Raw genomic sequence first — 26,314 nt, 5'->3', positions numbered from 1 at the left:
AACACATATCTTTATCGAATTGCGCTTTTTTTAAGCGCAATTTTTGTGTATGCGCAATTGTCATACGGCCAGAGCTCATGGCTGGAATTGTTACCGGGAGCAAAGAAACTTTCCTATGACGAAAAAACAGGAAAGCAACGTTTGACCGGTTTCCTGAATTTCAAGTACCAGGGAAATATCATGTTCTGCGATTCTGCGCATTACCGGGAACGGACAGATGAAGTCTGGGCTTACGGAAAAGTGCAGATCAACAAGGCAGATACGCTAAACCTGTTTTGCGATTCCATGTATTACAACGGGAGAACGCGCCTGGCAAAATTATGGGGGCATGTACGCATCCGCGACCGCGAATACAAACTGACCACCGATTCCCTGGAATACGATGCAAGGAGTTCAAAAGCTATTTACCGCAACAAAGGCCGCATTGAAAACATTACCACCAATGAAGTGCTCACCAGTCAGTACGGTTATTTCTATCCGAATACGGAAGAAAGTTTCTTCAAAGGAAACGTGGTTTATAAAAGTGATGAACTGAAGCTGACAACGGATACGATGCATTACAATTACCTCGTCCATAAAGTCTTTTTCTACGGCCCTACGGTCGGAACGACGAAAGACTCCAAATTCTATTGCGACAAGGGCTGGTATCATGTTCAAACAGAAGAAGGCTTGCTGACTAATAACGCGAAGATCGAACAAGCTCCGAGGGTTATCACCGGCGACAGTTTGTTTTACGCTCCGAAAAAGAAATATGCAGAAGGCCGGGGAAATGTGCAAATGCTCGATACTGCTCAGCAAGTGCAATTCAATGCGGGTTATTTTGTTTCAGACGGTAAGACCCTGACGGATGTACTGACCGATTATCCGCTGATCCGGATGATGAAGTCGAAAGATACGCTTTTCCTGAGGGCAGATACCTTGATCCATTTAAGGGATACACTGGAGAAATCGTTGAGAATACGCGGAGGAAAAGACGTGCGTATTTTCCAGAATAAGATCCAGGGAGTTGCAGATTCCCTCGATTACAGAAAGCAGGACAGTATTATGGATTTGTGGGGAAATGCCCATTTCTGGAGTTACAATTCGGAATTGATCGGTGATACGATCCGGGTATTTATTAAAAACGATACGCTGATCGATAAGGCGCATTTATTCCCGCATGCTTTTGCCGCCAACGAACTGGATTCCGGAAGGTATTACAATCAGCTGGCCGGGAAGGAAATCTGGTCTTATTTCAAAAACAATGAATTGGTGCGATCCGATGTGAAAGGCCAGGCGAAAACCATTTTCTACCCGGAAGAAGAGCAAAAGACCGATACGGCCGTTGTTATAAAGCGTATGGGATTAAACCGTATTTTTTCCACGGATCTGAAAGTCTACATGGATAGCGGCGAAGTCGTGGGAATTACCTATATCAATCAGCCCGACGGGAAATTCTATCCCATAGACAAAATCAATCCGGAAGAACAGTTCCTGAAGGAATTCAAGTGGAATCCGGTGCTTCGTCCCAAGACCTGGCAGGAATTATTGGAACCCCGAAAAATTCCGGCAGAAATGGTGGAAGAGAAGAAAGAACCGGGAGCACGGAATAAGTAATCTTAATCGATTTTAGTCAGTTTTCCGCTCGGGTCAACACGATAATTCACAAATCCGTTTTCAGTTTCCTCCACCACAATTTTTTCCTCGGGTTTTACTTCGAAAAAGCGGTATTCACTCAGGATTCGGCCATTTCCGTCCATTAGAGCAAAATTGTAATTGCTGTTTGCATTTTCCTCATCCGATTTCTTTTGAACCGCATATAACTGTTCCGTTCCTTCGGAATGGATGTGAATGACTTGCGTGAACTCGTTTCCACCTACCAGTTGACCGAGCGCATTCAATACGCCCATAAACTTTTCGCCCATTTCCGAATCAATTTCCGAGTCCATGGTAGTAATGATGGAATCGTATTGGGAAAGTTCATCCGGTTTTTGAGCGATCTTCAGTTGTGGAAGTGTAGTAACCAGTGTGTTGCGCAGGTTTTCACTCGTTTCAAAAACAAACTGCCCGTTTCCGACTGCATGAATGCTTTTAAAAATAAAAGGAAACAAAATTTCTCCTGCCGGATTCACAACGCTGGTTTGGTTGTAAAAGAATACCTGCGCATAACCGTAGGTAAAATCATCTGCAGAAGTAAATCGCTCTTTGATCTCAAAATCTCCGCGGCGGTTAATAAAACCGATCAGTTTGGATTTGCTTGCAGCAGCCAATCCTTCCGAGAACGGGCTTGCATAAGCAAATTTATGATCGATCACCGTATTATTCTTTTTATTGATGAAACCGTATTTTTCGCGCACTTTGGTCAGAAACAATCCTTCGCTGGGCGCGGCCATTTCATCGTATTCAAAAGGAATAATAATGCGCCCGATCGTATCGATCAAACCGAATTTTTTGTCCGAATTCTGAGAGGCAATAATAAATCCGTCTTCCAGGGCTAATAAGCTGTTGTATTGGCAGGGAAGGATTTGCTTGAATTGTTTGTTGTAATATCCTAAAGAATAGGAACGTTCGTACCCGTTGGATTTGTTGACCTTAAAAACAAACAATCCCAGGTGATTCTCGATAATCTTATTGTAAACAAAAGGAACCACTTCTTTTCCGTCTTTGGATTTGATCCCGACTTGTCCGGCTGCGTTTTTTGCAATGAAGTTTGTTCCGCCGAAGACGGTTTTGTTCTCTGTTTCATCGTCAAACTGAGCGACAGAAAACAAAGAAAACAGTAAGAAATATGTTATCAGAAACCCCTTCATTAATGTTCAATTTCTCCTCTTTCCGAAAGAATAACAGCTATTCCGCGGGTTGATTTAAACTTCGAGAAAACAATCACCATGATAACGGTAATAGGAACACTGAGGAACATTCCCGGCAATCCCCAAATGAATCCCCAGAAACCTAATGCGAGTATAACAACCAACGGGCTTACGTTCATCGTATTTCCCATGATTTTGGGTTCGATGATATTTCCGGCAATAAACTGTACGGACCCGACACTGAATAAGATGATCAGTGACTCACTGTATCCGGCAAACTGAATAATTGCAAAGATAGCGGGAATGAAAGAACTGATCAAAACCCCGAAGAACGGAATAAAGCTGAACATGAAAACCAGTAATGCCCAAAAGAACGGAGCATTTAATCCTGCCAGTGTAAAAATGGAATAGGAAATGGTAGAAGCAACCAGTGCGATCAATGATTTGATGCCCAGGTAATTCGTGATTGCTTTTTCAATTCTGCGAATGACCTGCATGCGCTCGTCGTAGGTGACACGATCAGGGAACAAAGCTCTTATTTTGAACTTGAAAGAAGATTCTTCCATGATGATGAAAAGCATGTAAATCAGGACAATGATCACATTGGAAATAATGGTCTGCAGCGAAGCAATTACGGAAGTCATGTATTTGCTGATCAGATCATTGGAGTTGAAACTTTTGGCAATGTCTTCCACTTTGTAGGAAGAAAAACTGTCGAAGTCGTTGAGGATTTTCGTGAGGTTTTTTCCGTAAGCATCCGAGTATTTGATGAGTTCCTGGATATTGCGCTCGAAAATCATCCCGATGACCCAAACCGTTGAAAAAAGAATGGCAGTGCTTAAAAGGGTTTTCAGCCATTTGGGGAACCATTTATCCCTTAGCCCGACCTTGTAAAAAAGCGAGCGCACCTTCCGCATCATTAGCCAAAGAATAATCCCGAAAATTAGCGGGATAATCAGGCTTCGGCCTAAATAAAGAATCACAACCAGGATCGAAGCGATGATTAACGAATGACTCGTTGTATGTACTTTCGCTATTTTCTGTGAAGTGTTTTCCATATTTCTTTCGAAATTAAGAAAAAGCTCGGTGGAAATTCGATTTTATGGAATTATAACACGAAAAACGCCATTTATCATCCGGCCGGAGATAAATGGCGTTGAAATTAGTTGAGACGTATTATTTCAGAAGTTCGATCACACCTGCGGCACCTTGTCCGGTTCCGACACACATGGTTACAACGCCGTATTTTTCGTTTCTGCGGCGCAATTCGTTGATCAGTTGAACGGTCAGTTTTGCTCCGGTACATCCAAGCGGGTGGCCCAAAGCAATTGCTCCGCCGTTAACATTCACGATATCCGGGTTCAAACCAACTTCACGAATAACTGCCAATGATTGAGATGCGAATGCTTCGTTCAACTCGAATAAGTTGATGTCGTTCAAGCCCAGGCCAGCCTGCTTCAGTGCTTTTGGAATGGCATCAATCGGTGCTACACCCATGATTCGCGGTTCAATTCCTACAACTGCGTAGCTATGCAAACGTGCTATCGGCTCAATGTTCAGTTCCTTCATCATTTTTTCAGACATCACCATCACGAAAGCGGCTCCGTCGGAAGTTTGTGAGGAGTTTCCTGCAGTTACACTTCCCATGGCATCGAATACCGGCTTTAATTTTGCCAATCCTTCAATAGTTGAAGCACGTGGGCCTTCATCCGTGTCGACAATAAATGTTTTGGTTTGTCTTTTTTCGTTTTCATCCAAAAAGATGTGTTCCACTTCAATCGGCACGATATCTTCCTTGAATTTCCCTTCAGCGATTGCTTTCAAGGCTTTTTCATGCGATTTCAACGAAAATAAATCCTGGTCTTCCCGGCTTACGTTGAATTGGGTTGCAACCGCTTCTGCAGTCAATCCCATTCCCCAGTACCAGGTCGGATTTTCTTTTCCGACTTTTGGGTTCGGAACAATTCGCCAACCACCCATTGCCATAACCGACATGGATTCGACACCACCGGCAATGATACAATCGGCCATTCCGGCTTCAATTTTTGCCTGTGCCAATGCGATTGTTTCCAAACCGGAAGAACAATAACGATTGACGGTCATTCCGGGAACTTTATCGGTTTTTAATCCCATCAAAGAGATCAAACGCCCTACGTTCAATCCTTGTTCTGCTTCCGGAGTAGCATTTCCAACGATAACATCGTCTATGCGTGTTTTTTCTACTTGCGGAACGCTAGCAACCAGGTGTTCGATGACACGTGCTGCCAGGTCGTCAGGACGGTAGAACCGGAATCCTCCTTTCCCTGCTTTTCCAACTGCTGAGCGGAATCCCGCTACGATATATGCTTTGTTTGACATGTTTTTTAATGTTTAATTTCTCAAGATTTTCCCTGATTTCACCAGACTCTCCAATCGCTCAAGCGTCTTGCGCTGCTGGCACAATTCCACGAATGCTTTTCGTTCCAGGTCCAGTAAGTATTGTTCGGAAACAACTGTGTTTTCACTCAGATCGCCGCCGCACATTACCCAGCCTAGTTTTTCTGAAATTACCTGGTCGTGCTCCGACATGTAATGCCCGGATTTCATGGAGTTTGCTCCCACGTAAATAATTCCAAGGCCCTCCTGTCCGAGAACAGTGATGTTCTTTTCTCTTTTCGGAGCGATGTATCCTTTGTTTGCCAGTTCGAGAGCAGCGTCTTTTGCCCGTGTCAATTGATATTCGCGTGAAACGATTACTTCATCCGTTCCGGGACGTAAATACCCCAAATCAAATGCTTCGTAAGCAGAAGTAGAAACTTTCGCCTGACCGATTGAAAGGAAACGCTCGCGTAATCGGTTGATTTTGATATCACCGTCTTTCAATTCTTCCGAGAAGCGTTTTGCGAATTCTTTTGAACCGCCTCCTCCCGGTATCAGGCCAACACCGAATTCAACCAATCCCATGTAAAGCTCCGCATGTGCAACGACTTTATCCGAATGCATGGATAGTTCACAGCCACCACCCAAAGCCATATTATGCGGAGCTACAATTACAGGGATATTGGAGTAACGGACACGCATCATTGTATCCTGGAATGCTTTTACAGCGAAGTTCAATTCATCGTAGTCCTGTTCTACAGCCATCATGAAGATCATCCCGACATTTGCACCTGCAGAGAAGTTTCCACCCGTGTTCGAAATCACCAGACCTTTGTATTCTTTTTCCGCTAAGTCAATTGCTTTGTTGATTCCTTCAATAACGCCGCCGCCGATCGTATTCATTTTAGTATGGAATTCCAGGTTCAGGATTCCGTCGCCTAAATCTACCAACGTGGTATCTGAATTTCCCCAAACTTTATTGGTTTCACGCAAGGCATCCAAAATAACCAGGTGCTCCGTTCCAGGAATCACTTTATAGGATTTTGAGGCAATGTCGTAGAAGTATTTCTTACCGCCTTCGGATTTGTAGAATGAATTATTTCCCGCTGCAACGAATTCTTTGACCCATTCCGCAACGGTATATCCTTCGCTTTCTGCCAATTCGATTCCTTTCTGAACACCGATCATGTCCCAGTTCTCAAAAGGACCGTAAGTCCAGGCATATCCTGAACGAATGGCGTCATCGATACTGAAAAGTACATCCGAAATTTCAGGTACTCGCTGAGAAACGTAAGCAAATAACGAAGCGTAGTGTTTTCTCAATAAATCTCCTGCTTTTGATTTGTCGAGCAATAACATTCCCAAACGTGTTTTCAGGTCCGGGGCCTGTTTTGCCATTTCCAATACCGGGAATTTGGCTTTCTGCATCGGCCGGTATTCCAGTGTTTCCAGGTCAAGCGCGAATCGGTTTACATTCCCGGAAGGATCTTTTTCCTTATAATAGAATCCTTTTTTGGTCTTGTCTCCCAGGAATTTATGTTCGATCAGGAAGTTTAAGACTTTCGATTCTTTAAGTTCCTTAACCATTTGATCGTTTGGCAAATTGGCCTGTAAACCTTTGGTAACGCTGTAGGCCGTGTCCAGACCTACCAGGTCTCCCAACTTAAATGTTCCGGTTTTCGGACGCTCCAGAATAGCGCCTGTCAGTGAGTCGGCTTCTTCGATCGTCAAACCAAGCTCCTGTGCCAACTCCATCACTTTTGCCATGGAATAAACCCCGATACGGTTTCCGATAAATCCGGGAGTATCTTTACAAAGTACTGTTTTCTTTCCAAGAATTTTGGAACCGAACGACATGTAAAAATCAATAATCTCCGGAGCTGTTTCAGTGGTTGGGATAATTTCCAGTAAAGACAAATATCTTGGAGGATTGAAAAAGTGCGTTCCCGCGAAGTGTTTTTTGAAATCATCCGTTCTTCCTTCCAGCATCAAATGGATAGGAATTCCGGAGGTGTTTGTGGAGATCAGTGTTCCCGGTTTACGGAATTTTTCTACGTTGGCAAACACTTGTTGTTTGATGTCCAAACGTTCGATTACTACTTCAATGACCCAGTCCACATCGGCAATTTTTGCCATGTCATCTTCAAAATTCCCGGTTTGAATGCGGGAAGCAAAAGACTTCCGGTAAATCGGAGAAGGGTTGGAAGTCAATGCAAATTGCAAAGCTTCATTTACAATGCGGTTCCTTACGGGCTTACTATCAATTGTGAGTCCTTTGGCTTTTTCGGCATCATTGGGTTCTTTCGGAAGGATGTCAAGCAGCAGGACTTCACACCCGACATTGGCAAAGTGGCAGGCAATTCTGGAACCCATAACTCCGGATCCTAAAATCGCTACCTTTTTGATGTGTCTGTTCATAATTGATTTTTTATTGAATTCTTTTTGTTTACTATTCAAAGACTGATTATCGTATCACTCCGAAGGATTGGAGTCCTCTTCATCCAAAATTTCCTGGATTTGATTGACAACCGATTCGAAAATGTCGATGTGTTCTTTCGGGATACGTTCGATGACTTTATTATTGAACTCGAAAACCACGTCGCGGGCAATGTAGCGCGCCTTCAGTCCTTCTTCCGTCAGGAAAATACGAACAATGCGTTTATCGAGTTTATCTTCTTCCCTGCGAATGAATCCTTTTTCTTCCATCGTCTTCAAGGTTCTTGAAAGACTGGTCGGTTCCATTCCCATTCGCGGGCCTAATTGTGTACTTGGAGTTCCTTCGCGGTCAATGTGAAGGAGGATGAAACCAACGGACATACTAATCCCATAGCTATTTGCTCGCTGGTTGTACATGCGCGACATTTTGTGCCATGTTAATCGAACATCTAAGTCGATGAGGTATTGGGGCTTATTTTGCATACTGTGAACTTGTCACGAATATACAAAATAATATTATGTATGCATAATAAAATGAATACTTTTTTTGGAAGAATTACCAGAGGTCAGGGTGGCGAAAGACGGTTCCGTTAAATTTAGCAATTATTTTTTGATTTTGGTTATAAACAATTGATTCATAACGTCCAATTGTTTTTCCGCAGTTGATTTCCTTGCAGATTACAAGTAATTCGTCGTTTACAGCAACCGGTGCAATGTGTGCGATGGCTGTTTCGATGCTTACGGCTTTTTGTCCGCGGCTATTGGCTGCGAAAGCCAGGGCAGAGTCTGAAATAGCATAGGAAATTCCGCCATGAGCGGTTTGATGTCCGTTTACCATTTCGGGGCGAACCGTCATGGATAATTTGCAATATCCCGGTTCAATTTCAAGAATTCGGATGCCTAGCCATTGTGAAAAGGCATCCTTACTCATCATTTCACTGACAATATCCTGTGGTGTTCTCATTGTTAATCCAATGATCTGGAAAGCAATGAAATCATCGCCAAAATAACAATAAACAATTGTGTTGCGGTTTCGTCGTCCAAAGTAACTCCTTCGGCATCTTCCATCCCGATTTCCATAGCCATGAATTTTACCAGGTCAGGCTGATCGGAGAAATCTTCCAGAATCGTTTCATCTTCATTTTCGAAATACTCATCCAATAATTGGAAGTACGGTTCTTCGAATTCGTCGATCTGTTCGTCGGTTACGCTTTTCGGATGTAATCCGGCTTGAGCATAAGCTTCCAAAACCACTGTGAAGTAATAAATGAGTAAACTCTCCAACCCTTCGTTTTGGTACTCTTGTGCTGCAGACATAATATATCCCAAAAGGACAGGTTGTGCAGTTGTTTGTGCTTCCGATAATCTGTCTAATGCGTTATCGTCGAGGCTATCCACTTTTTCGATAGCTGCTTCAATGTGTCCTATGGAGACTTGTGCCATGTGTATTTGTTTTGGCACAAATGTACTGTAATCTTTAAAGAAATGCAGAAATTCTCGTCACCGAAAATCTGTAAAAATCAACAACCTTGCGAATTGGATAAATACTATCTTTGGTGCATGGCATATTTTACAAAAGACTATCTTGATTTCTTTATTGAATTAGCTGCAAATAACAATAAAGACTGGTTTGATTTAAATAGAAAACGCTACGAAAATTCAGTAAAAAAACCTTTTGCGAACTTTGTTCAGGTATTTATTGATCACTTGGCAAAGTCACATCCTTCTTTTAAAGATTTAACAGCATCGGAATGCATTTTCCGAATCAACAGGGATATCCGGTTTTCTAAAGATAAATCGCCTTACAAACTGATGTGTTCCGCGGTAGTTGCACCGAATGGGAAGAAGTCTAAAAGTATTCATGGTGTTTACTTTGAATTCGGCCCGGAAGAAGTTCGTGTTTACGGAGGAGTTTATGAGATCGAAAAAGACGACTTGTTCCTGGTTCGCGAAGGAATTGCTCATAATCTGAAAGAATTCAACGCGCTGATAACAGACAAAGAATTTGTGAAAGTGTTCGGGGAAGTTCGCGGTGAACGCAATAAAATAGCTCCTAAAGAATTCAGGGAAGAAGCTGAAAAACAACCTTATATTCTCAATAAACAATGGTATTTCTTTACAGCATTCGATGCAGAATTGATTTTGCAGGAGAATCTGTTGGAAACCCTAGATCATTGTTTTCAGGTCGGTCTGCCGCTTGAAACGTTTTTTAATAAATTCATACAAAGACCTTAATTTATGAATAAGTATTTTGGACTAACAGTATTTGTTATTCTTGGATTTGGTGCGGTTGCTCAGAAGAAGCAACTGACACTTTCGGATGCAGTGATGCAGCAAAACAGAGCTTTCAGAGACGAACAGTGTAATTCCATTACCTGGATTCCCGGAACGGATTCCTATGTCTATGTTAGCAACAATTATCAGACAATGTATCAGGCTTCTGTTAAGAAAACGGATCCGGAGCAACTCTTTACCATTCAGGAGGTGAACAAAATCCTTGGTTCACAGCTATACAGTTTGTATGGTTTTGTGTTTAAAAGTGCAGATGAACTGATCCTGAATGATGGAAACAACTATTATTTGCTGAATCTGAAAACGAAAACCGGTTCTAAGTTGGTCTCTGTGGTAGAAGAAGGTGCCGGAGCTGAATATGAAATGAATTCAGGAAGCGTAGCTTATACCGTTGAAAATAACTTATGGATAGTCAATTCAAAGGGTGAAAAAATTGCCGTTACCTCCAATACCGATAAAAATATCGTTTCGGGACAGACAATTGCCCGAAGCGAATTTGGTATTTCGGATGGGATTTTCTGGTCCGGAAAAGGAGCTTACCTGGCATTCTATCAAAAAGACGAAACCAATGTGAAGGAATATCCTCTGGTGGATATCACGAAGGTTCCTGCAGAATTGATGAATATTAAATACCCGATGGCCGGACAAGGTTCTGAGAAGCCGAAAGTTGGTATTTATTCTGTTTCAGATAAAAAAACCGTTTATATTTCACCCAAAGGGGCAGCAGACAGTTACCTGACTAATTTGTGCTGGACTCCCGACGAGAAGTTTGTCCTGATCGCGGAAGTAAATCGTGAGCAAAACCACATGTGGTTAAACCAGTACGATGCAAAAACAGGCGCTTTTGTAAAAACCATTCTGGAAGAGCAAAATGATAAATGGGTAGAGCCAGAGCATCCTGCATTTTTCCCCATGCCGAACTCCAATAATTTCGTTTGGATTTCTGAAAAAGACGGATTTAACAATCTCTATTATTATTCCTTGGATGGTACTTTAATCAAACAATTGACTACCAATAAATTTGTGGTTAAAGATATTTTGCAATCAATCAATAAAGGAAAAGAAATCGTTTTCTCGGCAACGGGGACAAGTCCTCTAAACACTTTGTTCTATGCAGTTGACCTGAATGGGAAGCAACGTTGTTTAACATTGGAAGAAGGAACTCATGGAATTGTGATCAATGATTTGAATACTTATATTATCGATCAGTATTCCTCTCATTCTGTTCCTGGCAAAGTGGAGTTGAAGACCATTACTGGAAAAATCACAAAAACGTTATCGGTTTCGAAAAATAAACTGGCAGATCTTCAGATCGGAAGTGCAGATATCGGGCAGATCAAAGCTGAAGACGGTTCAGTTCTTTACACACGGCTTATTAAGCCAAGTAATTTCGATCCTAATAAAAAATATCCGGTAATGGTTTATGTTTATGGAGGACCGCATGCTCAAATGATCACCAATTCTTGGTTGGATGGAGCTAATTTGTGGATGTATTGGATGGCCGAGCAAGGTTATTTAGTGTTTACGTTAGATAATCGTGGTTCCGGAGAACGTGGTTTTACTTTCGAAAGTCAAATACACAGACAGTTGGGAGTTATAGAAATTAAAGATCAAATGAAAGGAATTGATTACCTGAGATCTTTGGCTTATGTCGACACCTCCCGTTTTGCTGTGCATGGTTGGTCTTTCGGTGGATTTATGACCACTTCATTGATGTTGAAACAAGCTGAAACGTTTAAAGTTGGAGTAGCCGGCGGACCGGTAACCGATTGGAAGTACTATGAAGTAATGTACGGAGAACGTTACATGGATCGACCTGAGGAAAATGCTAAGGGGTATGAGGAAACCTCTCTGTTTTCGCATGTCAATAAATTAAAAGGAGATCTATTGTTAATTCATGGAACAGTGGATGATGTAGTGGTTCCACAGCATAATGATGCGTTAATCAAGAAATTCATTGATTTAGGTATTCAAGTAGACTTCTTTCATTATCCGATGCATAAGCATAATGTAATTGGAAAAGACAGAGTACATTTGATTCAAAAAGTGCTTAACTATATTATTGAGCATAATCAATAGAACTGGATATATAAAAAGAGGAAAAAATTTCCTCTTTTTTTTTCAAAACATTAAAATATGACTAAATTAGTCATGATAAATTTAGTCAAAAATGAAAGAAATTATCCGGAATGCTAGAAAAACAAAAGGAATGCGTTCCAGGGAACTGGCAAGTTTGCTAGGGGTGGATCAATCCTTGATTAGTAAATTCGAGAACGGTAAACGAATGCCATCTGAAGCACAACTGATTCAGATTTCAAATATTCTTGGGATTAATTTGAATGAATTGATGAAAGCATGGCTGACACAGAAGGTTTTAGTAGAAGTAAAACAATATTCATTTGCAGATGAGGTATTGACAATGGTTCAGGAAGAACTGGCAAGTTATTATCCTGAAAGAAAGTTTGAAGATCTGTCGATTGAAAAAACATTGGGTGAAATCGATGATTTGAAGAAGCAATTGGATCAGATACGGGAATTTGAGAATCATCGTATTACGGAAGCATTGGAACTGGAATATACCTTTGAAAGTAATCGAATAGAAGGGAATACTTTGACACTCCGTGAAACCGATCTTGTGATTAATAAAGGTTTAACTGTTTCAGGGAAAAGTATGCGGGAACATTTGGAGGCAATTAATCACGATGATGCCATTCATTATGTGAAAGAACTGATTTCCAAAGATGCTGTAATTACCAGGAGAGAATTGCTGGGAATCCATAATTTGGTACTTAGAGGGATTCTTCCTGAAGATGCCGGAAGATTTCGTAGAATTCAGGTAATGATACAGGGGAGCGGGCATATGCCTCCGGCTCCATATCTTGTTGAAAAGCAAATGGAAGATTATTTCATCTGGTACGAACGGAACAGGCTAAGTTTGCATCCGATTGTGTTAGCGGCAGAAATGCACGAACGGTTAGTCACGATCCATCCCTTTATAGATGGAAACGGAAGAACATCCCGTTTAATCATGAACATGATTTTATTACAGCATGGCTTCGTGATTGCAAATATTAAAGGCGATAATACGTCCCGTTATAGTTATTATGAAGCACTTGATGAGGTTCAGACTTCCGGTAACAAAGATGCTTTTATCCGGTTTGTTGCTGAAATTGAGAAGCAAAGTTTGGAAAGATATCTTTCCATTTTGAAATAAGATGAGGTTTTTGTTCGCAAATGAAGCCGATTATTCTTCTCATATTCGATTCGTTTCCTTTTTGAATCTTATCTTTGTTACAAAAAATACCCTAAAATGGCAGATACTCTTTCGAAGACCATGAAATCTACTGTTAAAACAAGCAAAGATGTTTTGTTGAAAGCCTTTCGTTTAATGGCAACCGCAAAAACATTGGCTGAGAAATATGAGGCAAATAAAGAAGTTACAGCAAAATATGTTCATGCTACATCCAGAGGACATGAGGCGATTCAGCTTGCTGTAGGTTTGCAGTTGAAACCACAGGATTGGGTTTCTCCTTACTATCGGGATGACAGTATTCTTTTGGGAATCGGAATGACTCCTTATGAGTTGATGCTTCAGGTTTTTGCCAAAAAAGACGATCCATTCTCAGGAGGAAGAACTTATTATTCGCATCCATCTTTGAAACGGGATAATATGCCAAAAATCCCGCATCAGTCTTCAGCGACAGGTATGCAGGCTATTCCGACAACCGGAATTGCAATGGGGATTCAATACAAGGAAAAAACCGGTCTAGCGGAAGATTTTAACGGTGAAAACCCGGTTGTGGTTTGTTCTTTGGGGGATGCTTCCTGTACGGAAGGTGAAGTTTCCGAAGCATTCCAAATGGCAGCTCTGAAGCAATTCCCGATTGTTTACCTGGTTCAGGATAACGGATGGGATATTTCTGCAAATGCAGCGGAAACAAGAGCTCAGGATATCAGTCATTACGCACAAGGATTCAAAGGGATCGAGGTAAGAACAATAGACGGAAGTGATTTTGATCTTTCGTTTCAAACTGTTCAGGAGGTTTTTGATATTGTTCGAAAAGAAAGAAGACCATTCATTATTCATGCAAAGGTTCCGCTTTTAGGGCATCATACATCGGGAGTGCGAAAAGAATGGTACCGGGATGATCTGGAAGAAGCTGCAACGCGTGATCCGTATCCGAAATTGAAGGAAATTATTCGTGAACTGGAAGGCGAAGCGGATATCATTAATATTGAAGCTGACGTTCGGAAATTGGTCGACGAAGATTATGAAAAGGCTTTAAATGCAGAAGATCCTGCACCGGAAAGCGTTACCGATTTTATTTTCGCTCCTACTCCCGTTACTGAAGAAAAAGGAGAACGTGAACCTGCCGGAAAGAAAAAAACGGTAATGGTCGATAGCGCATTGTTTGCAGTGCGTGAGATTATGTCCGAGCATCCGGAAGCATTGCTTTACGGCCAGGATGTCGGTGGACGCTTGGGAGGCGTTTTCAGAGAAGCAGCTACACTCGCTCAAACATTTGGTGATGATCGCGTGTTTAATACTCCAATTCAGGAAGCATTTATTATTGGTTCTACTGTCGGTATGTCGGCTGTAGGATTGAAGCCATTTGTAGAAGTTCAGTTCGCAGATTATATTTGGCCGGGATTGAATCAGTTGTTTACTGAGGTTTCCCGTTCCAACTATTTGTCGAATGGAAAATGGCCGGTTAGCTGCGTAATCCGTGTTCCGATCGGAGCTTATGGTTCGGGTGGGCCATATCATTCTTCCAGTGTGGAGTCGGTTTTGGCAAATATTCGTGGGATCAAAGTGGTTTATCCTTCTACCGGTGCGGATCTGAAAGGTTTATTGAAAGCGGCATATTATGATCCGAATCCGGTGGTAATATTGGAGCACAAAGGATTGTACTGGTCTAAAATTCCTGGTACTGAAGGTGCTATGTCGATTGAGCCTGATGAAGAATACATCATTCCGATCGGTAAGGCGCGTATTGTACAGGAAGCTTCGGAATCTGCAGTTAAAAACGGGGAGTCATGTGTGGTGATTACATACGGACGAGGTGTTTATTGGACATTGGAAGCTTCCAAACAATTTGATGGAAGAGTGGAAGTTTTGGATTTGCGTTCCATCAATCCATTGGATATGAAGGCTATTGCTGCTTCCGTAGAAAAGCACGGAAAGGCTTTGCTGGTAACAGAAGAGTCTGTTGAAGCATCCTTTACGCTTGGTTTGGCCGGAAGAATTCAAAGAGATTGTTTTAAACACCTGGATGCTCCGATAGGAATTGTCGGGGCTGTTGATACACCTGCTATTCCGTTGAATTCGACATTGGAGGCTGAACTGTTGCCGAATGCAGATAAAGTGCAGAAAGCTCTGGAACAACTATTAAATTACTAAACTTTTGAACCAAAATCATCCACCTAGAGTTCGGGCTATGCTCGAGCGTGTTCGGTTAATTAAATCAGACCTCTCAGGGGTTCATATCTCTGTTTCCCTTGATGGAAATGTGAAGAACTTACCGGAAGTAGCTGAAATTCTATCCTCTATTAATTCAGAGGATAAGACGCGTTTATTGACTGCTTTGCATGAAGCATTTGAACAAAGAGACCTGACGAAAGTCACTGCTTTGTATTCTTATATCGTCCTGTTTTCCGAATCGGATCAGCTGGAAATAAAAAGAGAGACACTCCAGGATTTTCAGCTTTACATCAGAGGGCATAAAAATGAAGATGAGTTGAATGATATTTTCACTCATCCGGGCTTTTCAACGTTGGTCAATGCATTAAATAACCAAGACTTGACAGATCTTCAATTCCGGCTGTTTGAAAGATATCATATTGAAAACAAAACCAATATCGGAAGAAAGGTTGCTATAGTACAGAAAAACCTGCCTTTAAGTGAGGAACAGCGGGCTGGGGTGATTCAGTACCTGGAAGAAATGAAAGCTGAAAAGCAGAAGAATGATGCCATTGAGGAGAAAAAAAGTAACAAGGCGCTCATCTGGACAATTGTCGGTATTGCTTTGCTCGTTATCAGGATCTTATTGCGTTTATCCCGGGATTAGTATTTGTAAACAATCCTGATTTTATAAGTAATTGATTTTTCAGGAAAATCGATGCCTCATGAGCTTACCTTTATAGAGAGGAAGTCTATGAAAATCGGAAGTATACATACAGTTGGTGCAATCGCACAATTTTTGGGCAGGGAAGTAGTTGGAGATGCGTCTCTGATTGTTACGGGAATCAATGAAATCCACAGGGTTGAACCTGGAGATCTGGTTTTCGTGGATCACCCGAAATATTATGATAAAGCCCTCAATTCAGCGGCTTCATTTGTTTTGATTGACCGGGAAGTTCCCGTTCCGGAAGGAAAAGCACTGATTATTTCCCCGGAACCTTTCGACGATTATAACAAACTGACTAAAAAGTTTTCGCCCTACAGGCCGCAGATGTCGATGACCGGGGAAAACTGCCAGATAGCAGATTCAGCACATCTTTCTCCGAATTGTTTTATTGGTCACGATGTAATTATCGGTGAAAATGTGACGATCCATCCGGGAGCTTATATCGGAGACGGAACTGTTATTGAGGAAAATGTGATCATAGGTCCGAATGCGGTGATCGGCCATTATGCCTTTTATTACAAAAAGAAACCGACCGGCTATGACCGCATGCACAGTTGCGGATTTGTTTACATCGAAAGAAATGCAGAAATAGGTGCAGGATCAACCATTGATGCCGGAGTTAGCGCAATTACAAGGATCGGTGAGGGAACAAAAATTGATAACCTGGTCCAGATCGGACATGATACGATTATCGGGAAAAATTGCCTTTTCGCATCCCAGGTTGGAATTGCAGGTTGCTGCACCATCGGTGACAATGTTACTTTGTGGGGCCAGGTTGGCTGTGCTTCCGGGATTACGATCGAAGATGGAGTAGTTGTTTTGGCTCAATCCGGTATCGGGAAGAACCTGGAAGCCGGAAAAACATACTTCGGTAGTCCGTGTGATGAGGCTAAACTAAAAATGCGTGAATTGTTTGTGTTGAAAAATCTTGCAGAGCCGAAGAAATAAGTCATGAAGGCAGAAACCCGCATAGCGAATTTAGAATCACAGGTTGAGTTGGGAGAATTCCGGTTAAATTCTTTACTGGAATTAACTCGGGCAATTGCTACCAATCAAAGTATTGAGCAAATTGTGCGGATGTTTGAATTCGTTATGCGCGAACAATTAGGTTTTGACCACTTTCTGTTATTTAATAAAGAAAATCACTGGAGCCCGCTTTTAAAAGTCGGGTTGAAAAATAAGCTCAAAGATGTTTCCGTTGAAAAAGAATTGTACCGGTTTCGCGAAATTACGGTCATAGAATCGAGTTATTCTGCAATTATCGACGAATTCGACATCATTGTTCCCGTATTTCATAAGGATAAACCGCTGGCTTATTTGTTGATTGCGGGAATAGAAGGCTCGGGTATGCGAAAATCCGAGACTTTGGCGGATATGCGCTTTGTTCAAACGCTTACCAACATGGTTGTTATGGCGATCGAAAACAAGCGAATGGCTCGGGAAGAACTCAAAAGAGAGCGCTTGAAAAAGGAACTGGAAGTTGCTTCGGAAATGCAGAAATTGCTCTTTCCTTCGGATTTGCCGTCCAATAAACAAATGGATATTTCGGCGAAGTATATCCCACGTCACGAAGTAGGAGGAGATTACTACGATTTTATTCCCCTGGGAGACAATAAATATGTGATTTGTATTGCGGATGTTAGTGGAAAAGGAATCAGCGCCGCGATGTTAATGGCCAACTTCCAGGCCACTATCCGGACGTTTTACTCAACCGTTCATCAAATTCGCCCTTTTTCCCTGGAATTTCTTATTGAAGAATTGAACAAAAAGGTCATGACGAGTGCGAAAGGTGAAAAGTTCATCACTTTCTTCATTGCAGTGTACAATGCAGAGACACGAGAATTGGACTACGTAAATGCCGGACATAACCAGCCCATTATCACCAATGGAAAAGAACCGAAATTACTGGATATCGGATGTGTCGGTTTGGGAATGTTTGATGAAATGCCCTTTATTCAGGTAGGAAAAGAAGTACTCAAACCTAATACAACCTTGATTCTTTATACGGACGGGGTGGTGGAATTGGAAAATGAGAAAAACAGTCATTTTGAATTGGATCGCCTGATTAAAATTTACCACAATTTCTACCGCCTGAGTATGGAAGATATGAATAACATTGTGTTTTCCAAACTGGATGAATGGAGGGGGAATCGTAAATTAGTGGATGACACCGCGATATTTTCCTGCAGATTCTTCTGAGTCTTTTGATACATTTGCAGAAAATATTCAATCATGAAAATAATCAATTTAACGCTCCTGTTCTTTTTAGGGAGTTTATCACTGTATGCCCAGGATGATATCAAAGTTTCTTCCGGGGTGAAGGTTACGAAAAGCGAACCTTATCCGGTAACAGACGCCTATTCAAAAGAATATTATGCACTAGGTAACGGCGAAGTTTTTAGCATCAAACAAAAACGGAAAGGTGGATTGACTTTAATCCTTCAAAAGTTCGGTGGGGAAAATCTGAATGAAATACAAAGAGGAGAAGCGGTTCTGAGCATTGAAAAAGGAATGGCTATCGAGGGTACATTCAAAATGGGGGAGACATTTTACCTGATGTATTCCAAATTGACCGGATCAAAAGAAGTCATCTTGTATGCCAGAGAAATAAGTACTTCCAGTCTCTCATTTTCCGGTGAAGAGAAAGAATTGCTGACGATGACAGAGCCTGAAAATCAGGTTCCTTTCGGTGCAATCGTATTGAGTAAACAAACCTTCCCGAGATTTTCGTTTGATTTTTCGAGTGATCAATCGGTAATGGTGGTGAGATACCGGAAAAAACCTATCAACAAAGATGATTCTAACAACCACGATATTATTGGGATGGGTGCTTTTGATGCGCAAATGACTAAGCTATGGGGAAATGAATTCGAAATGCCGTATACGGAAAGTTTAATGGATAATCTGGATTTTACGGTAGACTCCAAAGGAAACGGGTATTTCCTGATTAAAAAATACAAACAAGAACTTACCCGTAAAAACAGGGAAATATCCGATAACGAATCGATGGCTATTTTAGTGACAAACCAGGATGGGCGTCTGGCCGAAGTAGAATTCAACCTTGGAGAAAAAATGCTGGATGACGTTTATTTGAAAGAAAATAAAAAAGGAGACATTATTTGCGCGGGTTACTACCGGAAGCCGAAGTCTTATGGAGTTGATGGTGCTTTCGTCTCCATTTTGGATAGCAAAGGCAATTTAAGTGCACCGAAATTTTATGAATTTTCATTGGATTTCATTAAGAAGTACAAACGCATTTCAGATAAGGCGAAGAAAAAAATGGAAAACGCGGATGCGAACGATAATCTTGCGATGACCAATTTAAGAATGCGCCGGATCCAGACATTAGAAGATGGAGGAATCGTATTGGCGGGTGAGATATTCTATATTACAACACATACCGATTCAAAAGGAAACACCTACACCACTTACCATTATGATGATGTAGTGTTGGTTAAAATCAATGCTGACGGTGAATTGGGGTGGATGCAGAAGTTCCCGAAAAGATCCGTTTCGGAATCATTCCGTTTAATGGCTTCTGAAAAATATTCCTATGTACTGTTTTTAGATCCGGTAAGGAACGCTACGATGACGGATGACGGAGAAGTGAATAAAGACATTAAAGGAGATTGTGTTACAGCGCATTGCGTGGATAACAAGACCGGGGAAGTGAAATACCTTCATTTGTTCGACTGGAGAAAAATCGACGGGACTGTCGTTTACCAATATGCTTTGAACAGAGTCATTCCGTTAACAGATAATTCATTCGCGATTGAACTGTATATCAAGCAGAAAAGCGATATGATGTTCAAGGTTGAATTTGAAGAGTAAGAAATAGAAAATGCTAATAATAAAGGTCGTTTCGAATTCGGAACGGCCTTTTTCTATCTCATCAAATACATCTTTCCAAAATTCTTTTTGAAATATTGATCAGCTCCCGATTCGCGCTGTTTGATATCTTCTCCGTTAATTTTAGCCATAACCTGGTACAGATACACTCCGTTTGCCAGTTGGTCACCGAATTCATCTTTTCCATCCCAGGCATATTCAGAGATGTTTCTTCCGATACGGATCAATCCCATTTCGTCTTCGGTGATTTCACGTACCACGCGACCTGAAACGGTCATAATGCGTATAATAATATCGTCCGGAACTTCGGTACCGGTTAAGGTAAAAACGAACCTGGTACTGGTCGAGAAAGGATTCGGATAGTTCATCATTTGGGTAATCGATGATTCCCGGATAATCTCAAAACTCACTTTGTATTCGTAATCACCTGAAATATTTCCCGACCGGTCTGTTCCCTGGACAAAAAGCTGATAGATTCCGTCCTGCAGGAATTCTTTCGGATAGATGATTTTAAACTTCAGGTTCTGGCCATTTGCCGGGTACCACTGCATGATCGTATTTCCGTTTGCATCTATAAACGGAATCCGCTTTTGGACTCCGTCCGGGCCGGTCAGGTAAATTCCGAAAAGTGTGGTATCGCTGATGTTATCCATCACCAGGTAAGGATTATCGTCCTTAAGCGTAATCAGAATTTCACTAGTCGGATCAATAATATCTCCGTTCAGAATGTGTTGCCCGTTGAAAGTAACATCGAGAATCGGGTTCCTGTTGTCTTCTACTACAAAAACCGGCAGCTGCAGGATGTTGTTGTAATGGTATTGCTCCAATTGATCGGTTTGGACCAGTGAACCGTTTACATAAGGATTTACTTCCATCCAAAGGATGTTATAACCCGGACGTGCAACAGAAGTGAATTGAATGGTATCTCTCAAAACCTGGTGAACACGCAAAGAATCCTGTCTTGGGTAAGGAATAACATGTTTGATGTGTTGCTGATCCTCCAGCCAGTAATCGATCAGTAAGGAATCCATATCAAATTCACTGACATTTACTACATCTACTGCAAAACTGAAATCCTGGCCTTCGTACAAGGTGTCACCGCTTACGGAGGCATAATATCCGGACGATCCGTCAATTGCGGCTTCAGGAACAGGTTGGTAAAGCACGTGTATGCGATCGATCTGGGCAGGAGTTAAATTCGCTTTATCCGAGTTGTAAATCCCGATGCGTATCCTAGGATAGGTTGTTGCATTAATCAGGTTGTTCAGATTGATAATAGAATCCAATGGTGTGAACATCGTATCAATAGTGCCGACCAGATCGTTGGTCGTATTGTATTTCTCAATGAATATACGCACACTGTCTGTAGACGGCGATTCTAAGGAATCTCTTCTCCAATAGAGTGTTTCCCACTTAAAAGCCGGTCCGATTTGAGGTGTTTTTTCTACACCGATATAAGAGGGTTTTAACACATTGGCCTTCAGAACAATTTTAGGAACTCCATCTGGTTCACCCGCTGTTTGAGTATCTGTGGACCAATATTTTACCTGATTGAATGCAGTTGTACCTTTTTTGAAGAAGAGTGCAAATGGTTCGTCCGGCTGGCTGGCGGTCATGGTAGGGAATCCTAAATTCTGGAACATGGTAAACACGCTCGGATTATTGGTTCCCCACAAATTGAAATAAGTGGAGAAAGGCGTGTAAATAACCACGTAATTACTATCCGGAATTCCATTGGTAATCATGTTTTGGAAATTGGCCATGGATGCCGGGTCTGTTTGGTCGAAAGTGAAATATACTTCGTATCTGTCCCTGCAACCCTGACCTCCGGCACTTCCCAGGTTATTTAAATTACCGAAATTCATTGCCGGGTTATTGTTACTTCCCTGAGAGCATCCCGGGCAGTGGGTTCTCCATGCTTCGAGAGTTGTACCGTCTGCTACACCAACGTAGATATAAGGATAGGTGTTGCAGGTAGCATAATCCATGTTTTGATTATCTATAGACCAGGCAATAAAATAGGAATTATAAAGAGTGGTGTACTTCATAGTGGTAATCCCTATGGTATGTATATCATTGAGATTAAACAATCGTTTTCTGGATGTTCTGTCATAATTGATGCTCGAGAACGAATTATTCTTAAACTGGAAGAAATGATCCTGTCCCCATCCGCGTTTTCCCGGAATGTACTGGAAAGAATATTCAGTCCAGCTTGGAACCGTACTGTCAACGGCAACTCTCCAGAAATAAACCGTGCTGTCTGTGCATACAAGCGGGAAAGGAGCACCGAAGGCTGACAACCATTGATTCGGTTGTACCGATTTTACACCACCAAGACCGGTCACTGAAAAACGTCTGAGTTGCGGACTGTCGTAGGTATCTGTTGTGTCCAGTTCAAACCGATAAGTCCTCATTCCGGCGATCGGATTAATGGTGGATGCTTTAACCGTAATGGTATCAAATGGAATAACTGCGTAATTGTAAGGCCAGATAGGCAGCATTCCATCAATGTTCAGGAAAAAATTGGCACTTGCCTGGTTATTTGAAATTTCTTCAAATTGTTCGCTATAAACATTCGGAATGTCAACAGAAACCGTAAAGGTATTCACTCCGGCACTGATGGTAGGTTGTAAGGGAAATTTACGTTTGATTACCGTATCGTAGTTCAATTTTGGCAGAAACAAAGTTTTCATGGAGTCGATAGTCGTTCCCGGAAAATCTCTTCGGATCTCGACGTAAACCGGTCCCTTGATCGATTTCCCGATATTCCGGATAGTGAAAGTCAATTCAATACTGTCAACCGATAAATTCACATTGCTCGGACTCAGGTTCAGATCAGCAACCTGGATGTCAATTTCCGGATCCGTACTATAATTGACCTTAATCATCGGATCGCCGTGAAGTGTCATTTGAGTACATGCCGTTTCATAGAATATGATTCCGTCCTGTAAAATAGGGGAATACTCATTGTAAATCTGTTTGATAGTTTCTTTAATCTGATAACCGAATGTTTTCCCATAGTTTTTGTATGAAAACTGTTTGTATAATTCGGTTGAATAAATGGCCAGCGGAGAATCGTAACCTACTGAAATGGTTGAAAGGAAAGCAATAGCTCCTTCATTGGGAATGTTAATAAAGTTCTCAGAAGTTGAATTGACATCTTTGAAAATATTCCCGTTATAACAGGAATTTCCAATCACCACCGGGTATTTTCCGAAATTATTCCAGTTGCCTGGCTCATCGATATTGATTTCAAATCCATTATTGGAAGCTGCGGCATGGCCAAAGAAATTCATGATCGAAACACCGTCTTCTATTTTTTGTGTAACGTCTGTCACCACATTCGGATCCAGCGGATTACTGGAAGTTTTGAAATAATTGGTGACATTTCCGGCAAAAAGAGTGTCTTCTACAATTTGCTTCATGCCATTCATGTAACTTTGGAATGTGGTCTGTTGCAGTGCATCAGATCCACCGACAAAATGAAGCAATTGTTTTTGCCACTTTTTGGTCTGGGAATAATTCAATCCGACATTATTTTGAGCATCCTCGTATTGCTGGATCTTTGAGAGGTAATTTTCCACTTCCGTATTGCTTGTCATGGAAAGTCTTCCTGTTGGAACAAGCGGTTCCCAGGTATTTGTGCTGAGCAAACCGGCGGTTGTGGCAACATCACTTGCAGGATATCCCATTGGTGGAACCAGGCAGTTTGCAAAGCCGGTAGGAGAAAGTCTGGTTTCACCGACATTCATACCTTTTCCTATTAATAATAGTCCTTCCGGCTTTTGAGTGCTGTTATTGTAAATGAAATGCACAAAACGGCGGATTGAAACCGGATGTTTGATGATACCTCCTCCGAACTGTAAATACAATTCTTCAATATTGGCAGCAAGTACGTTGTGACTTCCACCGCTTATCGATGAACGATAGTTTGCATAAGAATCCTTGCCGCTTGAAAGAGCAGGAGGATAAACAAAAATGAGCGCCGAATCAATGTTCATTGAGCCAAAGTCGGTAAAAGTACCGGTTCCGTTTACCGGAGTCATAGTGCCAACCGGAGTAGCACTGCTGATATCCACTACCAAAACTTCGGTTTCATTGCTCCAGGTGTTGTTCGGAACAATGAACTGAATCAATCCGCTGCCGATTGTCGGGATTTCATATCTTGGAATGGAACCGAAACTCAGTACCAATGGTGTGGGTACGCTGTAGTTGATCAGGTCGATTCTGCTTTTTACGGCTCCGTTTTGAACAAAAAAACGATCGGACACCAAATTGTTCGCATTCGGAAGTCTTGGATAGGACAACATCGTATAAGTGAAAATCTGCCTGTCTACCGCAACGTTAAGGTCCGCGATAATTTCATGATGAATATAGGTTATCCCGTTGCTTAGTGCTGACGCCGGAAATTGACTGACTGTTTTTATCTGAGTGTGATTGCGGTAAGTGGTGTCAATGATCGGTAAATTCGAAGTTCCGAATGATAATTTGGTATGGTGATTGGGATCTTGCGGATGTGACGTTTCGGCTTCCGAATCGGAGGAAACCCGGCATTCCACTTTGACGGGTATTGCACCGGGGCCTGTGTAAACATTCGGGGTTGAAATTCCTACATCATACGAAGCATTGCTGCCTGCTGAAACCAGTTCGGGCAAACCGTAGCCTTCTCCCCGCGAATAAATGGAACCGGAAGCATCATCATAGGTAAAACCTTCGCTGTACGAATTTGAATAGTTGCTTCTGTATTCGGCCCTGACAAAACTGCTTGGCGTGTAATTGGAATAATTCTGATCGGATTGCAAGGTGAAACGAAGGCCATTGCCTGCATTTTTCCACGAGAAGAAATAGGTAATAGTATCGTTGATCAAACTAAAGCCGGGATTTCCCATTTGAGCTGGATTCGGATACATCACGGAATCGAGCCAGCCGTCATTCCGGTAAGCATAAAACAGGAAATAATCTCCCGGATCAAATGAATTATCCCCGTTATCAACCATGTATAGCGGTACTTCTTTATCTTTCCCGAAAACCTGAAAACTGGAGGGAGTAATTCCGGAAACAGGAACTCCATTGCTGCTTAAAGTAGCATAGTCAATTTTGTATAAACCTGTCTGGAAAATTTTAAAACCGTAGAATTTCTGGGAATAATCAATCCATTCATTCCCATAAGGCTGACTCCACGCAAAAACAACCGGAAAAATTGTAAGTAGTATTAAGTAGAGTTTGTTCATAGGCTCTTCTTATTCATCTGTTTTCACCGCATTTTTTGGTTTGTTCAGTGCAAGACGTAATGAAATGACATGTGAGTACAATGCAGTTGAAGCGTCACCGATATCAGTAAATGCGTAGTCTAAATATACAGCTTTAATGTGTAATCCAATACCAATGTTTGGTTGAATGGTTAATTTTTTTGAGTCGTCAAAGTTCTTGATATACTGTAAGTTGGAAATTCCTCCGCGCAGTGTAACCAATTCCTTAAATCCGAATGCAATCCCGATATGCGGATCGAAACTGACCACATTTGTTTTAATGATCGTATTTCGTTTACCATCCGTAGTCATGTCCAGATCCAATTCCCCGGAAACAAAAAGCCCTTTTTTACCAAGTGGCTGTTTGTAATAAGTCCCGAGAATCAAACGCGGAAGGGTCAGTTCCAGTCCGTTTCGCGGGATTTCGTTTCCTGTCAGGGTGAATACTTCTTTCGTCTGATCGTCGAGTGTAAAAATCCATGCATTGAATGTGGAAGTTACATCACGCAGTACTGCTCCGAACTTCAACCGGTCGCTTTTCTCGTAAGTTGCTCCTGCATCCAAACCGAATCCCCAGGATTTTGCGAAATCACCGACCTTGCGGTAAATGACTTTGAAGTTTCCTCCCAAAGATAATCCGGGAACTTTGGTTTTACGGGCATATGAGAACAGGAATGCGTAATCTGCAGCTGTAAATGTGGTGATCTTGTCGTAATCGATGCGGCCTTCATTATCAATCAATTGAGTCGTATTCGGAATGTCGTCTACCGCAAAACGGATAACGGATAAACCGACCGCACTTTTTTCATCGATCTGGTGAGCAAGGCCTAAATAATCGTATTTGGCAATTCCCGCAAAATATTCCGAGTGCATCAAACCGATATCCAGCCATTTATTGGTTCTCACCAAACCTGCAGGGTTCCAGTAACCGCTGTTTACACCACTGGTCTGAGCAACAACTGCATTGGAAAGGCCCAAAGCGTCTGCCCCGATACCGATGGCTAAGAATTCGTTGGAATATTTGGGTGCTAACGAACCTTGTCCGAACGACAGGAAAGAGCAAGCAGTAATGCAAACAATTAGGTAAAATTTCATAGTATACAAGTTCCTCACGATTGCTATTAACTGCATCTTTTATAAAAAATTGTGTGTCCCGATGGTTTAATGATAAAATCGAAGTGTAAATTTACACACTTTTGAAATATTTAAACTA

General features: G+C 41.7%; 18 protein-coding genes. 9 read left to right on the top strand and 9 right to left on the bottom strand.

The features are described from left to right. Nucleotides 1-45 precede the first annotated feature (45 nt). Complete coding sequence (locus ABDW02_RS19730) at nt 46-1,596, top strand: OstA-like protein (protein WP_343637714.1); 1,551 nt, start codon at nt 46-48, stop codon at nt 1,594-1,596. Between the two features lie 2 nt (nt 1,597-1,598). Here ABDW02_RS19730 and ABDW02_RS19725 read toward each other — a convergent pair whose 3' ends face one another. From ABDW02_RS19725 to ABDW02_RS19695, 7 genes are all read right to left on the bottom strand, one after another. Continuing rightward, nucleotides 1,599-2,789, bottom strand: coding sequence for a WG repeat-containing protein (locus tag ABDW02_RS19725; RefSeq protein WP_343637711.1), 1,191 nt, complete (start codon nt 2,787-2,789; stop codon nt 1,599-1,601). Next, nucleotides 2,789-3,847 (bottom strand): AI-2E family transporter, encoded by a 1,059-nt coding sequence (locus ABDW02_RS19720; RefSeq protein ID WP_343637709.1) that lies wholly within the window; start codon nt 3,845-3,847, stop codon nt 2,789-2,791. The genes ABDW02_RS19725 and ABDW02_RS19720 overlap by 1 nt, the downstream gene beginning before the upstream one ends. A gap of 118 nt (nt 3,848-3,965) precedes the next feature. Then, on the bottom strand, nt 3,966-5,147 hold the full coding sequence (locus tag ABDW02_RS19715) for an acetyl-CoA C-acyltransferase (RefSeq protein ID WP_343637707.1): 1,182 nt from the start codon (nt 5,145-5,147) through the stop codon (nt 3,966-3,968). Nucleotides 5,148-5,159: 12 nt separating this feature from the next. Continuing rightward, on the bottom strand, nt 5,160-7,565 hold the full coding sequence (locus tag ABDW02_RS19710; protein WP_343637705.1) for a 3-hydroxyacyl-CoA dehydrogenase/enoyl-CoA hydratase family protein: 2,406 nt from the start codon (nt 7,563-7,565) through the stop codon (nt 5,160-5,162). Nucleotides 7,566-7,619: 54 nt separating this feature from the next. Continuing rightward, the gene (locus ABDW02_RS19705) at nt 7,620-8,066 is read right to left on the bottom strand and encodes a MarR family transcriptional regulator (RefSeq protein WP_343637703.1); all 447 of its coding nucleotides are present in this window, start codon (nt 8,064-8,066) and stop codon (nt 7,620-7,622) included. Nucleotides 8,067-8,139: 73 nt separating this feature from the next. After that, nucleotides 8,140-8,547 (bottom strand): hotdog fold thioesterase, encoded by a 408-nt coding sequence (locus tag ABDW02_RS19700; RefSeq protein ID WP_343637701.1) that lies wholly within the window; start codon nt 8,545-8,547, stop codon nt 8,140-8,142. Nucleotides 8,548-8,549: 2 nt separating this feature from the next. After that, the gene (locus ABDW02_RS19695) at nt 8,550-9,026 is read right to left on the bottom strand and encodes a hypothetical protein (RefSeq protein ID WP_343637699.1); all 477 of its coding nucleotides are present in this window, start codon (nt 9,024-9,026) and stop codon (nt 8,550-8,552) included. Nucleotides 9,027-9,143: 117 nt separating this feature from the next. On the opposite strand from ABDW02_RS19695, the gene ABDW02_RS19690 reads away from it, so the two are divergent. From ABDW02_RS19690 to ABDW02_RS19655, 8 genes are all read left to right on the top strand, one after another. Continuing rightward, complete coding sequence (locus ABDW02_RS19690) at nt 9,144-9,818, top strand: DUF2461 domain-containing protein (RefSeq protein WP_343637697.1); 675 nt, start codon at nt 9,144-9,146, stop codon at nt 9,816-9,818. Nucleotides 9,819-9,821: 3 nt separating this feature from the next. Beyond that, nucleotides 9,822-11,954, top strand: coding sequence for a DPP IV N-terminal domain-containing protein (locus ABDW02_RS19685; protein WP_343637695.1), 2,133 nt, complete (start codon nt 9,822-9,824; stop codon nt 11,952-11,954). A 91-nt stretch (nt 11,955-12,045) separates the two neighbouring features. Further along, nucleotides 12,046-13,089, top strand: coding sequence for a Fic family protein (locus ABDW02_RS19680; RefSeq protein ID WP_343637693.1), 1,044 nt, complete (start codon nt 12,046-12,048; stop codon nt 13,087-13,089). Between the two features lie 96 nt (nt 13,090-13,185). Further along, a complete protein-coding gene (locus ABDW02_RS19675; protein ID WP_343637691.1) occupies nt 13,186-15,276 on the top strand; it encodes a thiamine pyrophosphate-dependent enzyme in 2,091 nt (696 codons plus the stop codon). A gap of 4 nt (nt 15,277-15,280) precedes the next feature. Beyond that, entirely contained in the window at nt 15,281-15,943 is a 663-nt protein-coding gene (locus tag ABDW02_RS19670; protein WP_343637690.1) for a hypothetical protein, read from the top strand. 87 nt (nt 15,944-16,030) lie between these two features. Then, nucleotides 16,031-16,951 (top strand): LpxD N-terminal domain-containing protein, encoded by a 921-nt coding sequence (locus tag ABDW02_RS19665; protein WP_343637689.1) that lies wholly within the window; start codon nt 16,031-16,033, stop codon nt 16,949-16,951. Nucleotides 16,952-16,954: 3 nt separating this feature from the next. Further along, on the top strand, nt 16,955-18,202 hold the full coding sequence (locus ABDW02_RS19660) for a PP2C family protein-serine/threonine phosphatase (RefSeq protein WP_343637687.1): 1,248 nt from the start codon (nt 16,955-16,957) through the stop codon (nt 18,200-18,202). 33 nt (nt 18,203-18,235) lie between these two features. Next, the gene (locus ABDW02_RS19655) at nt 18,236-19,834 is read left to right on the top strand and encodes a hypothetical protein (protein WP_343637685.1); all 1,599 of its coding nucleotides are present in this window, start codon (nt 18,236-18,238) and stop codon (nt 19,832-19,834) included. Between the two features lie 53 nt (nt 19,835-19,887). Here the strand turns inward: ABDW02_RS19655 and ABDW02_RS19650 are convergent, their stop codons facing one another. Together ABDW02_RS19650 and ABDW02_RS19645 are read right to left on the bottom strand one after the other, a co-directional pair. Further along, nucleotides 19,888-25,083, bottom strand: coding sequence for a C25 family cysteine peptidase (locus ABDW02_RS19650; protein ID WP_343637683.1), 5,196 nt, complete (start codon nt 25,081-25,083; stop codon nt 19,888-19,890). Between the two features lie 9 nt (nt 25,084-25,092). Continuing rightward, on the bottom strand, nt 25,093-26,196 hold the full coding sequence (locus ABDW02_RS19645; RefSeq protein ID WP_343637681.1) for a hypothetical protein: 1,104 nt from the start codon (nt 26,194-26,196) through the stop codon (nt 25,093-25,095). Between the last annotated feature and the right edge of the window lie 118 nt (nt 26,197-26,314).

This window comes from Fluviicola sp. (assembly GCF_039596395.1).
In the GTDB taxonomy this organism is placed as follows: Bacteria; Bacteroidota; Bacteroidia; order Flavobacteriales_D; family Crocinitomicaceae; genus Fluviicola.
Note: the sequence above shows the minus strand (reverse complement) of the source record. Positions and strands in the feature narration are given on the sequence as shown.

Bases quoted from the DNA above. Each gene is read 5' to 3' on its own strand.
- ABDW02_RS19695 (WP_343637699.1), bottom strand. From the start codon at position 9,026: ATGGCACAAGTCTCCATAGGACACATTGAAGCAGCTATCGAAAAAGTG.
- ABDW02_RS19655 (WP_343637685.1), top strand. From the start codon at position 18,236: ATGAAAATAATCAATTTAACGCTCCTGTTCTTTTTAGGGAGTTTATCA.
- ABDW02_RS19710 (WP_343637705.1), bottom strand. From the start codon at position 7,565: ATGAACAGACACATCAAAAAGGTAGCGATTTTAGGATCCGGAGTTATG.
- ABDW02_RS19700 (WP_343637701.1), bottom strand. From the start codon at position 8,547: ATGAGAACACCACAGGATATTGTCAGTGAAATGATGAGTAAGGATGCC.
- ABDW02_RS19685 (WP_343637695.1), top strand. From the start codon at position 9,822: ATGAATAAGTATTTTGGACTAACAGTATTTGTTATTCTTGGATTTGGT.
- ABDW02_RS19645 (WP_343637681.1), bottom strand. From the start codon at position 26,196: ATGAAATTTTACCTAATTGTTTGCATTACTGCTTGCTCTTTCCTGTCG.
- ABDW02_RS19660 (WP_343637687.1), top strand. From the start codon at position 16,955: ATGAAGGCAGAAACCCGCATAGCGAATTTAGAATCACAGGTTGAGTTG.
- ABDW02_RS19680 (WP_343637693.1), top strand. From the start codon at position 12,046: ATGAAAGAAATTATCCGGAATGCTAGAAAAACAAAAGGAATGCGTTCC.
- ABDW02_RS19725 (WP_343637711.1), bottom strand. From the start codon at position 2,789: ATGAAGGGGTTTCTGATAACATATTTCTTACTGTTTTCTTTGTTTTCT.
- ABDW02_RS19705 (WP_343637703.1), bottom strand. From the start codon at position 8,066: ATGCAAAATAAGCCCCAATACCTCATCGACTTAGATGTTCGATTAACA.
- ABDW02_RS19675 (WP_343637691.1), top strand. From the start codon at position 13,186: ATGGCAGATACTCTTTCGAAGACCATGAAATCTACTGTTAAAACAAGC.
- ABDW02_RS19665 (WP_343637689.1), top strand. From the start codon at position 16,031: ATGAAAATCGGAAGTATACATACAGTTGGTGCAATCGCACAATTTTTG.
- ABDW02_RS19715 (WP_343637707.1), bottom strand. From the start codon at position 5,147: ATGTCAAACAAAGCATATATCGTAGCGGGATTCCGCTCAGCAGTTGGA.
- ABDW02_RS19720 (WP_343637709.1), bottom strand. From the start codon at position 3,847: ATGGAAAACACTTCACAGAAAATAGCGAAAGTACATACAACGAGTCAT.
- ABDW02_RS19690 (WP_343637697.1), top strand. From the start codon at position 9,144: ATGGCATATTTTACAAAAGACTATCTTGATTTCTTTATTGAATTAGCT.
- ABDW02_RS19650 (WP_343637683.1), bottom strand. From the start codon at position 25,083: ATGAACAAACTCTACTTAATACTACTTACAATTTTTCCGGTTGTTTTT.